Origin of the sequence: Streptomyces sp. NPDC007875, assembly GCF_042868035.1 — a bacterium.
Lineage (GTDB): Bacteria > Actinomycetota > Actinomycetes > Streptomycetales > Streptomycetaceae > Streptomyces > Streptomyces antimycoticus.
This window is the reverse complement of record NZ_JBIADZ010000027.1, coordinates 66,521-79,247: the sequence shown is the minus strand read 5'-3', so window position 1 is coordinate 79,247 and position 12,727 is coordinate 66,521. Positions and strand designations below refer to the sequence as shown.

16 protein-coding genes and 2 pseudogenes are annotated in these 12,727 nt (G+C 69.4%); 7 read left to right on the top strand and 11 right to left on the bottom strand.

The features are described from left to right. Window positions 1-544: 544 nt before the first annotated feature. Window positions 545-802, top strand: a pseudogene (locus ACFYOY_RS38515) (LamB/YcsF family protein); the annotation flags it as partial. A 329-nt stretch (window positions 803-1,131) separates the two neighbouring features. Here the strand turns inward: ACFYOY_RS38515 and ACFYOY_RS38510 are convergent. Continuing rightward, the gene (locus ACFYOY_RS38510) at window positions 1,132-1,533 is read right to left on the bottom strand and encodes a RidA family protein (RefSeq protein WP_351902159.1); all 402 of its coding nucleotides are present in this window, start codon (window positions 1,531-1,533) and stop codon (window positions 1,132-1,134) included. Window positions 1,534-1,636: 103 nt separating this feature from the next. Between ACFYOY_RS38510 and ACFYOY_RS38505 the strand changes: the two are divergent. Further along, window positions 1,637-2,019, top strand: a pseudogene (locus ACFYOY_RS38505) (winged helix-turn-helix transcriptional regulator). Between the two features lie 137 nt (window positions 2,020-2,156). On the opposite strand, the gene ACFYOY_RS38500 reads toward ACFYOY_RS38505, so the two are convergent. Further along, complete coding sequence (locus ACFYOY_RS38500) at window positions 2,157-2,765, bottom strand: TetR/AcrR family transcriptional regulator (protein WP_388592276.1); 609 nt, start codon at window positions 2,763-2,765, stop codon at window positions 2,157-2,159. Between the two features lie 43 nt (window positions 2,766-2,808). Here ACFYOY_RS38500 and ACFYOY_RS38495 point away from each other — a divergent pair, with 43 nt between their 5' ends. Continuing rightward, window positions 2,809-3,240, top strand: a complete 432-nt coding sequence (locus ACFYOY_RS38495; RefSeq protein ID WP_351902166.1) for a VOC family protein — start codon at window positions 2,809-2,811, stop codon at window positions 3,238-3,240. A 65-nt stretch (window positions 3,241-3,305) separates the two neighbouring features. On the opposite strand, the gene ACFYOY_RS38490 is transcribed toward ACFYOY_RS38495, so the two are convergent. After that, a complete protein-coding gene (locus tag ACFYOY_RS38490) occupies window positions 3,306-4,247 on the bottom strand; it encodes a LysR family transcriptional regulator (protein ID WP_388592275.1) in 942 nt (313 codons plus the stop codon). A gap of 71 nt (window positions 4,248-4,318) precedes the next feature. On the opposite strand from ACFYOY_RS38490, the gene ACFYOY_RS38485 reads away from it, so the two are divergent. Further along, window positions 4,319-5,206 carry an SDR family NAD(P)-dependent oxidoreductase gene (locus ACFYOY_RS38485; RefSeq protein ID WP_351902172.1) on the top strand — a complete coding sequence of 296 codons (888 nt, stop codon included), beginning with the start codon at window positions 4,319-4,321 and terminating at the stop codon, window positions 5,204-5,206. Window positions 5,207-5,250: 44 nt separating this feature from the next. Then, window positions 5,251-6,180: an SDR family NAD(P)-dependent oxidoreductase gene (locus tag ACFYOY_RS38480; RefSeq protein ID WP_351902175.1), complete on the top strand. Its 930-nt coding sequence runs from the start codon at window positions 5,251-5,253 to the stop codon at window positions 6,178-6,180. Between the two features lie 90 nt (window positions 6,181-6,270). On the opposite strand, the gene ACFYOY_RS38475 is transcribed toward ACFYOY_RS38480, so the two are convergent. After that, window positions 6,271-6,705 carry an SRPBCC domain-containing protein gene (locus tag ACFYOY_RS38475; RefSeq protein WP_351902178.1) on the bottom strand — a complete coding sequence of 145 codons (435 nt, stop codon included), beginning with the start codon at window positions 6,703-6,705 and terminating at the stop codon, window positions 6,271-6,273. Beyond that, the gene (locus ACFYOY_RS38470) at window positions 6,702-7,049 is read right to left on the bottom strand and encodes a metalloregulator ArsR/SmtB family transcription factor (RefSeq protein ID WP_351902181.1); all 348 of its coding nucleotides are present in this window, start codon (window positions 7,047-7,049) and stop codon (window positions 6,702-6,704) included. Before ACFYOY_RS38470 ends, ACFYOY_RS38475 begins: the two co-directional genes overlap by 4 nt. A 370-nt stretch (window positions 7,050-7,419) precedes the next feature. Here ACFYOY_RS38470 and ACFYOY_RS38465 point away from each other — a divergent pair, with 370 nt between their 5' ends. Then, on the top strand, window positions 7,420-7,782 hold the full coding sequence (locus ACFYOY_RS38465; RefSeq protein ID WP_351902184.1) for a hypothetical protein: 363 nt from the start codon (window positions 7,420-7,422) through the stop codon (window positions 7,780-7,782). 541 nt (window positions 7,783-8,323) lie between these two features. Next, window positions 8,324-8,908 carry a flavodoxin family protein gene (locus ACFYOY_RS38460; protein WP_388592271.1) on the top strand — a complete coding sequence of 195 codons (585 nt, stop codon included), beginning with the start codon at window positions 8,324-8,326 and terminating at the stop codon, window positions 8,906-8,908. Window positions 8,909-9,228: 320 nt separating this feature from the next. Here the strand turns inward: ACFYOY_RS38460 and ACFYOY_RS38455 are convergent, their stop codons facing one another. The 6 genes from ACFYOY_RS38455 to ACFYOY_RS38430 all read right to left on the bottom strand — a co-directional run bounded on the left by ACFYOY_RS38455 (window position 9,229) and on the right by ACFYOY_RS38430 (window position 12,710). After that, window positions 9,229-9,564 (bottom strand): YnfA family protein, encoded by a 336-nt coding sequence (locus tag ACFYOY_RS38455; protein WP_351902189.1) that lies wholly within the window; start codon window positions 9,562-9,564, stop codon window positions 9,229-9,231. A gap of 61 nt (window positions 9,565-9,625) precedes the next feature. Further along, window positions 9,626-10,132 carry a MerR family transcriptional regulator gene (locus ACFYOY_RS38450; RefSeq protein WP_388592269.1) on the bottom strand — a complete coding sequence of 169 codons (507 nt, stop codon included), beginning with the start codon at window positions 10,130-10,132 and terminating at the stop codon, window positions 9,626-9,628. 137 nt (window positions 10,133-10,269) lie between these two features. Beyond that, entirely contained in the window at window positions 10,270-10,779 is a 510-nt protein-coding gene (locus tag ACFYOY_RS38445; RefSeq protein WP_388592267.1) for a GNAT family N-acetyltransferase, read from the bottom strand. Then, window positions 10,776-11,195: an arsenate reductase ArsC gene (locus tag ACFYOY_RS38440; RefSeq protein WP_351902197.1), complete on the bottom strand. Its 420-nt coding sequence runs from the start codon at window positions 11,193-11,195 to the stop codon at window positions 10,776-10,778. The genes ACFYOY_RS38445 and ACFYOY_RS38440 overlap by 4 nt, the downstream gene beginning before the upstream one ends. After that, window positions 11,188-12,303 carry an ACR3 family arsenite efflux transporter gene (gene arsB / locus ACFYOY_RS38435; RefSeq protein ID WP_351902200.1) on the bottom strand — a complete coding sequence of 372 codons (1,116 nt, stop codon included), beginning with the start codon at window positions 12,301-12,303 and terminating at the stop codon, window positions 11,188-11,190. Before arsB ends, ACFYOY_RS38440 begins: the two co-directional genes overlap by 8 nt. Then, window positions 12,300-12,710 (bottom strand): metalloregulator ArsR/SmtB family transcription factor, encoded by a 411-nt coding sequence (locus tag ACFYOY_RS38430; RefSeq protein ID WP_351902203.1) that lies wholly within the window; start codon window positions 12,708-12,710, stop codon window positions 12,300-12,302. Before ACFYOY_RS38430 ends, arsB begins: the two co-directional genes overlap by 4 nt. Window positions 12,711-12,727: the final 17 nt, after the last annotated feature.

Below are 12,727 nucleotides of genomic sequence, written 5' to 3'. Positions count from 1 at the left end.
GCTTCCTTCTCTCGTGGATGCGCCTGAACGCTCGGCGCGGCAGCGGATCGAGTGCGCGAATGCCGCACTGCCGCCTGCTTGAAACCCTACGCACGACCAGGACGGCGACCAGTCCCGGGAGAATCAATCAGTTGACGATCTGTGTCAGTGCGACTCGCGGCGCGTCGAGCCGATCCCGTACGGGCAGCAGCAAGATGACTTCCAAGGGGTCAGGAGAGGAGCGAGCGGCCTGTGGGTGCCAGTCTCAGTGTCCGGGGGGCCGCTGTCTGTTCTCTGCCGATGCCCGCCAGAATCTCCCGGCCGAGGGGTTGGCCCGCACCTCGGCAAGGTGCCGGCGACACGCACGTTCGTCGGGGTAGGACGTGAAGACGGCGGCGACGTTCTCTCCGGTGCGGACCGGCAGCCTGGTGAAAGTGTTGTGCGCCGTCTCGGTGGTCAGGACGGCGAGTGGTGCGGGTCCCTCCTGTGGAGTACGGGGAGGAGGCCGTCCTGGGCTGCCGTCGACCTCGTCGCCGATCTCGGGGAGAGTCTCGGGGCCCACACCATGGGCAATGACGCCGAACTGCTGAAACCGCTGACCTCCGCGAACGTCGCGTGTGGATTTCACGCGGGCGACCCGCGGGTCATGGACGCGACCGTGCGTGCCTGCGTGGAGCGCGGCGTCCGCGTCGGCGCACACCCGAGCTTTCCCGACCTGGTGGGCTTCGGGCGCCGGGCGATGGACCTTACACCCGACGAGGTGCGCACCGACGTGCTCTATCAGATCGGGGCGCTGGCCGCGTTCACCCGGGCGCACGGCAGTACGCATCTACCGGTTCGCCGACTCCCGGCGGTATACCGCGATGTCCCTGTGCACCTGCGAGGTGCAGCCGCTCTCGCACGCCGCCGCGCTGGTGGCGGACCTCATACGCACGCTCATACGCGACCCGGCGGTCCCCGGGCGGAAGTCGGCGTGAACGCCGGACGGGCTCCGGCCCCGGGATGGGCAACTGAGCGAGTTGCTTGTCTTCGAGGTGACGTGGCCCGGGCCACTCGCTCCCGCCACGGCGGCCGCCGCCTCGATGCGGAAGCGGCGGCTGCCCGGGTGACTCCCGGAGGCCGGTCATGCCGGGCCGTGCGTTGCGGACAAGCTCAGGCGGGCAGCTTCGTGTCGACGATGAAGCTGATCTCGATGACCTGGCCGGGGAGGGTCAGTTCGGTGACGCCGAGGACCGTGCTGGCTGGGCGGTGGTCGCCGAAGTACGCGAGGTTGCCTTCCGCGGTCGAGGTGGCATGCTGTCGCAGGTTCACCACGTACAGGGTCTGCGAGATGACCTGGTTGCGGGTGACGCCGTAGTGGTGCAGGACCTTGTCCATGTTGACGTAGGTCTGCTCGAGCTGGGCGGTGAAGTCGTCCGCGGAGACGAACTCGCCCGTCTCGTCGAGCGAGAGCTGTCCGGAGACGTGGATGAGATCGCCGGACTTGATCGCCTGCGAGTAGCCGAAGTCGCTCTCGGCCGGCACGTTGTGGTTGAAGACATCGATGGTGGCCAATGGTGCTCGCCCTTTCCGTCTAGCTCTCTTGTAGTTACTGGGGAACTGTAGGAGAGTGGCGGTCGACCTGGAAGAACGCACTTTTCGGTGACTGGGGAACCTGATGGTGACCAAGCAGCTGCTCAAGGGCCTGCCCGAGGACGCGGACCTGAGGCGCGCGGACTCTCTGGCGCGGGAGATCTTCTCGGACGTCGCCAACAAATGGGCGTTCCTGATCATCGAAGCGCTCGGTGAGCGCACCCTGCGCTTCAGTGCGTTGCGGAATGACGTCCAGGGCGTCAGCCATAAGATGCTGACCCAGAACCTGCGCATGCTGGAGCGCAACGGCCTGGTCGAGCGGAAGGTGCACCCCACCTGCCGCCCCGGGTCGAGTACACCCTCACCGAGCCGGGCCAGGCTCTGCGTGCGACGGTCGATGGAATGTGCGGCTGGACCCACACCTACCTCGGTCACATCGAGGACGCGCGCCGTCGCTTCGGCGCCTGACGGGCGCTTGGTACCACGCCCCCGTTGGTGTGCTTCCTTGATCAATCTCCGCGATCAATCTCGCGGGCTCGTGTGTCGTGATCACGGCCGTGAGCATGCCGGCCGGCGCACGGTGGGCCAGGGCCCATGCGTCGAGGTCAGACGTCGTGCCGTCGCGCGATGTCCCGGGCCGTGCGGGCGGCCTTCTCCTCCGTGTCGGGGAGGGCTCCACTTCCCACTCCGAACAGCCCCTGGCGGCGGAATACGGCGAGTCCGTGTGCGGCCCCGGCGATGCGGAGCAGCAGGTCGAACGCGTGCCCCGGGTCCGGGGCCACCTCGCGGGCCACGGGCAGCAGGAGGCCGGCCACTTCGTCGCCGGCCGAGGCGAGCTCGGCGAATCTGGACTTGTCGAGGCCCGCGTTGAAGGTGATGTCGAAGAGGGCCGGCTCCTCGGCGGCGAAGCGGACGTAGGCGGACGCGAAAGAGGCCAGTTGCTCCACGGGGTCGTCGCTGCCGCCCACGGCAACGGCGAAACGGTCCCGTTGCTCGCGGTATCCCTTCGTGGCGAGCTCGGCCAGCAGCGTCTCCCGGTCGGCGAAGTGCTTGTACGGCGCCGCGACGCTCACTCCCGCCCGGCGGCTGGCCTCCGCCAGGGTGAAGCCGTGCGGGCCTCGTTCGCTGACCAGGTCGAGGGCTGCTCGCAGCAGGGCGTTGCGCAGGTCTCCGTGATGGTGGCCGGTGGGACGCCGCTTGACGGGAGGGCTCATGGCGCTAAGGTTAACACTATTTACCAGGTGAAAGGGGTTAACCATGGGAGTTGCCACGACCGCCGTTCGTTTCCACCACATCAGCCTCTCGGTCGCCGACCTCTCCGCTCAGGAAGCCTGGTACGGCGATGCCCTCGGGCTCACTCAGGTGGAGGAGCGCCTGGAGATGCCCGAGGCGGGTGTCCGCACCGCCGTCCTGAGTGATGCGACGGGCCTGCGCGTGGAATTCGTCGAACGGCCAGGTTCGAGCCCTGTCTCGCACGCCGACCCCTTCGCCGCCACCGCCCTGCAGACCTTCACCCACCTCGCTCTGCACGTCCCGGATCTGGACGCCGCGTTCAGGCGCCTGACCGTGGAATGCGGCGCCGCCCCTGTGTCGTCCCCCGCACCGGGCGTAACCGAAGGGATGCGTTACGCCTACATCGCCGATCCGGAAGGCAACCTCCTGGAGCTGATCGAAACGTCAGGGGTCTGACCCGTCGGTCCCCACCTGCGGCGCGGCACCGGTGTCGGCCGCGCCGTACCTGCCCGGCTCTGTCGTCACGAGGGCGGCGAGGGCGGGGCGGGTGGGTCGGCGTCGAGGGCCGCGGCACGGAGGGCGGCCGCCACGCGCGTGACCGGCTCGGCCGGCGGATGGGGGAGACGGGCCAGGAGCAGGCGCCGCTGTTCCTGGGGTCCGCCGCGGACAGGGAGGATGCGGACACCCGGTGGCGCGGCGGAGGCGAGGGCGGCCGGCACGGTGGTCAGCCCGCAGCCGGTGGCGACGAGGTGGAGCTTGGCGAGCCAGTCGCGGACGGTGTGGGCGATCTCGGGCCGCTCGTCCAGCCCCGGCCACACGCCCATGAGCCGGTCCTCGCCCGAGGAGGAACCGGCGATCCAGCGCTGTCCGCGCAGGTCGGCCACGTCGACGAAGTCGCCGCGGGCGAGGGGGTGGGTGGCGGGCACGGCCAGACACAGCGCGCGCTCGGTGAGCGTCTGCAGCGCGAGCGGGGGTGACTCGGCGTCGGGCGGCCGGAACGGCGGCGCCGACGCGAGCAGGGCCAGGTCGAGACTGCCGGCCCGCAGGGCGCGCACCAGCGCCGGGGTGCCGCTTTCCCGGCCGATGACGTCAAGGCCGGGGTCGGTGCCGCGCAGCGCGGCCAGGGCTCGGGGCACCAGGACGGCTCCGGCGCTGGGGAACCAGCCCAGCCGGACCGTCCCGGACTGCCCGGGCAGCCCGGACAGTTCCCGGGCGGTCGCGTCGATCTCGTCGAGCACGGTCGTCGCGCGGCGCATGACGATGCGCCCGGCGGCGGTGAGCCGTACCCCGTCGCGCCGCCGCTCCAGCAGCTCCGCGCCGGCGGCCCGTTCGATCGCGGCGATCTGGCGGGACACCGCCGACTGGGTGTAGCCCAGCGACGCGGCGGCCGCAGTGAAGGTTCCCTGTTCTGCCACGGCGCGGAAGACCCGCAGCGCGGTCAGCGACACATCCGTGAAGTCCATGACATTCACGCATACTAGCCGTGCCGAAGTTTCGTTGGACTCATGGTCGCGGCGTTTTTAGCGTGGCATCCATGAACGCTTCCCGCATCGCCCTCGTCACGGGCGCCAATCAAGGACTCGGCCGCGCCCTCGCCGAAGGACTGGCGGCCCGCATGACCCCGGACGACCTGGTCCTGCTCACCGGCCGCAGCCACCGGCGGGTGGCGGACGCCGCCCGCGAGGTCACCCAGCTGCCCGGTACCCGCGCCCGCGTCGAGGGCCGGGTTCTGGACGTCACGGACACCGACGCCATCGCTCGCCTCGCCGAGGACCTCCGGGCACGGTACGGCGGGGTCGACGTGGTCGTCTCCAACGCGGTCGCCCGTCTGCTGCCCGAGGAATCACAGGCCGAGCGGGCTGACGAGTTCATCGACGTCTCCAATACCGCCACCCACGCGATCCTGCGGTCCTTCACCCCCGTCCTGCGCCCGGGCGGCCGCCTGCTCGTCGTGGCCAGCAGTCTGGGCACCCTGGGCCACCTCGATCCGCGGCTGCACCACCTGTTCGACGGCGCGAGTCTCGAACAGGTGGTGTACGCCGTAGAGTCCTGGCGCAGCGCCATCCACACGAGGACCGCCGCGGAGGCGGGCTGGCCCATCTGGCTGAACGTGCCCTCGAAGGTCGCCCAGGTCGCCGCCGTCCGCGCGGTCGCCGCCGAACGCCGCGCACACGACCTCGCCACCGGCACCCTGATCGCCTCCGTGTGCCCCGGCATGGTCGACACCGCCACCTCGCGCCCCTGGTTCCGCGACTACAGCCAGGCCCAGTCCCCGGCCCAGGCTGCCGGAGCCGTGCTCGACCTGATCTTCGCCGAGCACGTCGATCCCGCCCTCTACGGCGAGTTGGTCCGCTTCGGCCAGGCCCTGGCCTGGCACGACGGCACGCCTCCGGTGGAACAGGACCGGATGCTCATTCCCTGAACGCCGTCACGCACGCTTCAGCACACACGGCAAGGAGTTCACTCATGAGTGCCATCACCACCCCGTTCGGTTTCTCCAGCACGGCCGCAGAGGTCACGGAAGGGATCGACCTCACCGGTCGCCGTGCGGTCGTCACCGGGGCCTCCTCCGGCCTCGGGGCTGAGACGGCCCGCGCCCTGGCGATCACGGGTGCGGCAGTCACCCTCGCCGTCCGGGACGTGGCGGCGGGCGAACGCGTCGCCAAGGACATCACCGCCTCGACCGGCAACCAGGAGGTGCGTGTCGCGCACCTCGACCTGGCCGATCCCGCGTCGGTCATCGCTTTCACCGCCGCCTGGCAGGGCCCGCTGCACGTGCTCGTGAACAACGCGGGTGTCATGGCCTGCCCCGAGCGGTACACCGAACAGGGCTGGGAGTGGCAGTTCGCCACCAATCACCTGGGCCACTTCGCCCTCGCCACCGGACTGCACGACGCGCTGGCCGCCGATGGCAACGCCCGCGTCGTCGTGGTGAGTTCCACCGGCCACCAGCAGTCACCCATCGTGTGGGACGACGTCAACTTCGCCTTCCGCCCCTACGATCCATGGCTGGCCTACGGTCAGTCCAAGACGGCCAATGTCCTCTTCGCCGTGGAGGCCACCCGGCGCTGGGCCGACGACAACATCACAGCCAACGCCCTGATGCCCGGGGCCATTTACACCAGCCTGCAGCGGCACACCGGTGGCCGGGGCAGCGGCAGGGTCCCCGCCCACCTGATCAAGAGCGTCGAGCAGGGCGCCGCGACCTCCGTGCTCCTCGCCACCTCGCCCCTCCTCGACGGCGTCGGCGGCCGCTACTTCGTCGACTGCAACGAGACCGAGGTCGTCGACCGCCGCTCCGGCACGCTGCACGGCGTCGCCCGGTACGCCGTTGACCCGGACAACGCACGACGCCTGTGGACCCTGTCGCAGGACCTGCTCACACACACCGGCTGACCGCGGAGTGGCGATGCCCGTCGCCCCGACCCGATCGAGAATCAGCCCTCCAGGTGCGCGGCAACGTCTTCGTTGCTCATGGCGGGCACCTCACGCCTGGAGTTCTTCGCCCAGTCTGGCCAGCCAGTCGCTGGTGCCGTGCTCCCGCCAGCTCGGTTCCTCCCTGCCGTCGAGGAAGGTTGCCTGCTCGGTCAGGGTGAGCCGGGTGCCCTCGCCCTCGGCGGTGAGTTCCACCGTGGTCGTCGACACCGTGGCAAGGGTGTCGTCGGCAGTCAGCGTCGAGGAGTAGACGATCCGCTGATCCGGGACGATGTCGTGGTACACCGAGGCGAACGCCAGATCCTTGCCGTCCGGCGTCCGGCCCCGGGTCAATTCCCGCCCACCAGCACGGAAGTCGAGTTCGTGAGTGCCGCCGGACCCGAACCAGCGGGCCTTCGCGGCCGGATCGGCCCAGGCGGCGAACACGCGCGCCGGTTCCGCGGCGTAGCTGCGTTCCAGGCCCAACGTGGTGTGCGTGACGGTCATGACGTGGTCCCTTCTGATGGGCCGGGGTCGGCAAGGAAGTCGCCGAGGTGGTCGAGTCTGGTCTCCCAGGTGGTGCGCTGTCGCCCGAGCCAGCTTTCGCCGGGCCGCAGGGCCTCCGATTCGATCCGGCAGGTGCGGACCCGGCCGACCTTCTCCGACCGGACGATCCCGGCGGTTTCCAGCACCTGAAGGTGCTGGACGACCGCGGCGAGCGACATGGTCAGCGGCGCGGCGAGCTCGCTCACCGAGGCGGGCCCGCGAACCAGCCGCTCGACCAGCGCACGTCGAGTCCGGTCCCCCAGAGCCCGGAAGACCAGGTCCAGTCGCTCTTCATGGTTAAGCATGTTCTTAAGTGAAACTCGTCGCGACGTAAAGTCAAGTAGCTACTTAAGTAATCTCTGGTCATCGCTCAGCGGCACCGAGGGCCGCCCGACCCCGCTCCGGCGACAAGCAGCCCCGGCCGTCCGTAGTCGTGCGACTGGCCACCGTCGCACTCGTAGATCCCGGACTCGGGCGCGATCTCTCCCGGGGGGTGGACATTGCGGCTTTCATCGCTCATGCGTCGTGGGCGCGTCTGGACCGTGCGGTCCGCGATCCAGGGGTGCCGTCGGTGGGTCGAGCACCACCGATCAGCCACCTCCAACCGCCGCTGGACCAGGGCATGTCGTGGAATTCCAGGTGACGTGGCTTGTGGTGCGGCGACGGGAGATACTCATGGGCCTGCCCGACAACTCGTTGTCTGTCGCCGGACTTACCGGTGTCACGGCTATTGTGGCCAGTTCGCTGGCGAGCTGGCTGACCAGCAGGGGTAATGCGCATGCCGCGCGGATTCAGGTCGAGGCGTCCACCGTTGCCCAGCGGCGGGAAGCGGCCCGGCAGACCAGGCGGGCTGCCTATCTGGCCCTCATCGAGCAGGCTCAGACGGTCGCTGAAGGGCTCACGGTGGTCGCTGGCGGGCTTGCGATGGCCGACGGCCCGCTCCGGCATCAGCTGGGCGTTGATTCTGAGGAATGCGGCCCTGTCCTCGAGGCGCACCGTGATCGCCACCAACACCCCAACACCTGCTCCGGGCACTGAGGGTCATCGATCTGGAAGGTCCTTCGTCGGTGATGACTTCGGCTGCGGAGGTTGAGGTCATGCCGGCCAGGATCACCACCGCCCTGGCAGCGCTGGCTGAGACCGCAACCGCGGAGAACCAGCGGGAGTTCAGAGAGATCCTGCGTGCGTATCTGCGGCAGACGGCGCTTCGTCCAGGACGCGTCCTCAGCGTTGGAGCCGACGTGGCTGCGCCGGGGTGAGCGTTCAGGCGCCGCTCGGCGAGAGGGGCGCCACGAAGGACGCGAGGGCGTTCCGCGTGTTCCGCGGCTGAAGACTCACGACGGCTGCCGGGCGTCGTACTCCTCGCGGGCCGCCAGGATGTCGTTCATCGAACCCTCCGCACAGTGGATGACAGGTCGATCTGCTCCTGCTCCTCGGGCGTGCCGCTCATGACATAGGCGTACGCGAACGCAGCGCTAGCCATCAGGTTGCGCTAACTGAAAGTTAGTGCTTTCCTGTGGTCACTGCTTTCGAGCTGCCCGTTCGGGCTATGCGAGTGCCCCCAGAGGAGTAATTCACCGTGACCATCCCTGTCGTGTCCATCGCGTACCACTCCGGCTACGGCCACACCGCCGTGATCGCCGAGGCCGTCCGTGCCGGTGCCGCCGAGGCCGGCGCCGAGGTGCACCTGATCAAGGTGGACGAGATCACCGACGAGCAGTGGGAGACGCTGGACCGCTCCGACGCGATCGTCTTCGGTTCGCCTACGTACATGGGCACCGCGTCCGGCGCCTTCCACGTGTTCGCCGAGGCGTCCTCCAAGCGCTGGTTCCAGCTGGCCTGGAAGGACAAGCTGGCGGCCGGCTTCACCAACTCCGCCTCGAAGAGTGGCGACAAGCTGCACACGCTGCAGTTCTTCCAGATCCTCGCCGGCCAGCACGGCATGCACTGGATCAACCTCGGCCTGCACCCTGGCTGGAACAGCAGCACGGGTTCCGAGAACGACCTCAACCGCCTCGGCGTCTTCACGGGCGCGGCCGCCCAGACCAACAGCGACGAGGGCCCGGAAGCCGTGCACAAGGCCGATGTGGCCACGGCCGGACACCTGGGGCGCCGGGTGACCGAGACGGCGAAGGTGTTCGCGCGGGGGAGCGTCGCCGCGTAGACGGGCCGCGGGTCCGGCCGATCCCGGGGTCGTTCTCGTGCGCGACGCCCGCACACCGTCGTGGCCTGCCTGCCGGCCTGGCGCGGGGGTGCCGTCCCCTGCTGCCAGGCAGCAGGGGACGGCCGTGACGAGGCTCACTGCCGCACAGTGGGTGAGCACCGCCCCCCCCGTGCCCGTACAGGTCACCATGCGGTTTCGGCCTGATCGGGCCCTGACGTCCCCGTTGGGGCCGCTTTCGCCCAAGTGATCAGAATGCGGCCCCGTTGGTTGGCGGCCATGTGGCGGGCCACCAGTCTGGCGAGGTGGACGACGGCGGTGGGTCAGTTACCGCGCGGGCCGTACATGATGACCGCCATTCCGGCGAGGCAGATCAGTGCGCCGATGACGTCGAAGCGGTCAGGGCGATAGCCGTCGGCCACCATGCCCCAGGCGATCGATCCGGCAACGAAGATGCCACCGTAGGCGGCCAGGATACGGCCGAAGTTGTCGTCGCTCTGGAAGGTCGCGACCACACCGTACAGGCCCAGCGCGATCACGCCGGCGCCAATCCAGATCCAGCCCTTGTGCTCGCGCACGCCCTGCCAGACCAGCCAGGCGCCTCCGATCTCGAACAGGGCAGCGACGACGAACAAGGCTACGGAGCGGGCGACGAGCACAGTGAGGGATCTTTCTGAGAAGCGAGAGAGCGTGGGGAAGGGGGAGTCGCGCAGGGCTGGTTCAGGTGACCGCACCGAATGCCTCGGTGAGCAGGCCGGTCCCGTAGGCAGAAGTTCGGACGTCCAGGTGCAGGTGAGGGCCGTCGAGGTGAAGGCGGCCATCGAAGAACGGGCAGCACCGGTGTTCGGCGGCGGCCAGCTCGGCGGTGGCAGCGGCCCGTTCGGCGGGCAGGGTCAGCCGCAGTCCGTCCGGGATCGCTGCCCGGAGGGCGCCGCCGGGGACCGCATGCCAGGCGCTCGTGCGCTCGGCCATCCCCTGGCCGCTCAGTGGGCAGGCCACTGTGGCGCCGCTCCACCGCTCGGTTTGTTCCTCTGCCGTCCGGTGGCTGGGCGCGAGCTCGACATCGACCGGCCGTGCGGCGGGTGGCTCCACCGCGTCCTCGCCGTACACCCGGTACCCGGCCGGGGTCCGGTCGGCGGGCAGGAGCCCGGCTCCCTCGTAGAACCGCAGTGTGGTCGCTGGGACACCCGCGCGCTCGGCGAGCTGGGAGATCCGCGTGGTGGTCATACCGACGACGCTAAACCTTCGACTCGGCTCGAAGGTCAAGCCGTCACCGGCAGGAGCCCGGCACCGCGCCGCCAGGTTCATGATCTCGGTACTGCTCTAAGCCTTGAGCGTCGTACTGGACGGCCGCCGGGCCTTGGTCAGGTGATATTGGGACTGCGACGTTCGATGAGCACGACGTCGCGCCAGACTCCGTGGTGGCGGCCGATGCGTTCGCGGGTGCCGATGACGCGGAAGCCCGCCCGCTGGTGGAGGCGGAGGCTGGCGGTGTTCTCGGGGAAGATGCCGGACTGGATGGTCCAGATCCCTGCCGCTTCACTGGACGCGATCAATGCGTCGAGAAGTGCAGCCCCGACTCCTCGCCGACGGGCTCCGGGGCGTACGTAGACGGAGTGCTCAACCACGCCCGCGTACGCGCAACGGTCGGAGACCTTCGTGGCGGCGACCCAGCCGAGGACCTGCCCGTCGGTGTCGAGCGCGATGTGCCGGTGGTCGGGGAGTTTGGCTGCGTCGAACGCTTCCCAGGTGGGTGCGGTGGTCTCGAAGGTGGCGTTGCCTTCGTCGATGCCGAGCTGGTAGATCGCCAGCACGTCTTGAGCGTGCTCGGCGGTCAGCTCGGTGATCCGGAGGCTGCCGGTGGTCGCGGTCATGTGCGGTCACCTGGGGTGAGTTCGTTGATCAGGTTCTGGACGCGGGTGCGGATGCCGTCGCGGATCGGTCGCACGGCCGCCACTCCTTGTCCGGCTGGGTCGTCGAGTTTCCAGTCGAGGTAGGTCTTGCCGGGGAAGACAGGACAGGCGTCACCGCAGCCCATCGTGATGACGACGTCGGATGCTTGCACGGCCTCGGTGGTGAGGACCTTGGGGATTTCGGCGGCGATGTCGATGTCGACCTCGGCCATTGCCTCGACCACGGCGGGGTTGACGGTGTCGGCGGGGGCGGATCCGGCGGAGCGGACCTCGATGCGGTCGCCCGCGAGGTGGGTGAGGAAGGCGGCGGCCATCTGGGAGCGACCCGCGTTGTGGACGCAGACGAACAGCACCGAGGGCTTTCGGGGGTCAGACACGGGCGGAACCTTCCGGAGCGGCCGCCGGGTGAAGGGTGCTGGTGGCGGGGGTGGGGAAGAAGCGGCGTGCGGCCAGGGCGACGTAGACCAGGCCGATCAGCACGGGGACTTCGATGAGCGGGCCGACGACTCCGGCCAGGGCCTGCCCGGAGGAGGCGCCGAAGGTTGCGATGGCGACGGCGATGGCGAGTTCGAAGTTGTTGCCCGCCGCGGTGAAGGCCAGTGTGGCCGCCCGGGGGTAGTCCAGTCCGACGGCCCGTCCCAGGGCCATGGATCCGGCCCACATCACGGCGAAGTACACCAGCAGCGGCAGCGCGATGCGCGCTACGTCGACGGGGCGGGAGGTGATCGCCTCTCCCTGGAGGGCGAACAGCACGACGATGGTGAACAGCAGCCCGTACAGGGCGAACGGCCCGATGCGTGGGATGAGCGTCGTCTCGTACCAGGCCCGGCCCTTGACCTTCTCGCCCAGGCGGCGGGTGAGGAACCCGGCCAACAGCGGAATGCCGAGGAAGATCAGGACGCTGCGGGCGATCTCCCACACGCTGATCTCGAGCCCGGTCTGTTCCAGGCCGAGCCAGCCGGGCAGGACGCTGAGGTAGAACCAGCCGAGCGCGGAGAAGGCGATCACCTGGAACACGCTGTTGAGTGCCACCAGGACGGCGGCGGCTTCGCGGTGGCCGCAGGCGAGGTCGTTCCAGATGATGACCATGGCAATGCAGCGGGCCAGGCCGACGATGATCAGGCCGGTGCGGTATTGCGGAAGGTCCGGCAGGAAGAGCCAGGCCAGGGCGAACATCACCGCTGGTCCGGCAATCCAGTTCACGGCCAGAGATGGGATGAGGAGGCGGCGGTCGCGGGTGACGGTGTCCAGGCGGTCGTAGCGGACCTTGGCCAGCACCGGGTACATCATCACCAGCAAGCCGAGCGCGATCGGCAGGGAGACACCGGTGACGGTCACCTTGGCCAGCGCGTCACCCAGGCCGGGAACGAGCCGTCCCAGGCCGAGGCCGGCGGCCATCGCGAGCAGGATCCACACCGCCAGGAACCGGTCCAGGAACGACAGCCGGGCCGCCACCGGCCCGGTCTGCGGTGCTGGGGCGGTCATGAGGCGGCCCCGGCGATGCTCTTCCCGGCCCGCTCAGGAAGCGGCCGGCCCGCAGGACGGGTGAGGATGCCGGCGATCCTGTCCGTCATCTCCGGCAGCAGCCAGTAGTACACCCACGTCCCCCGGCGCTCGCAGTCGATCAGCCCGGCCTGCCGCAGCAGCTTGAGGTGGTGGGAGATCGTCGGCTGGGACAGGTCGAAGGCGGGAGTCAGGTCGCAGACACACACCTCGCCCCCGGCCCGGGAGGCGATCATCGACAGCAGCCGCAGCCGGATCGGATCGCCCAAAGCCTTGAACACCTTCGCCAGCTCCACCGCCTGGTCCTCGTCCAGCGGGGCGGTCAGCAGTCCGGGGCAGCAGCCCTCGACTCCGTCCTGGCCGAGTACCTCAAGCTCTTGTTTCGACATGCTTCTATGTTGACGTT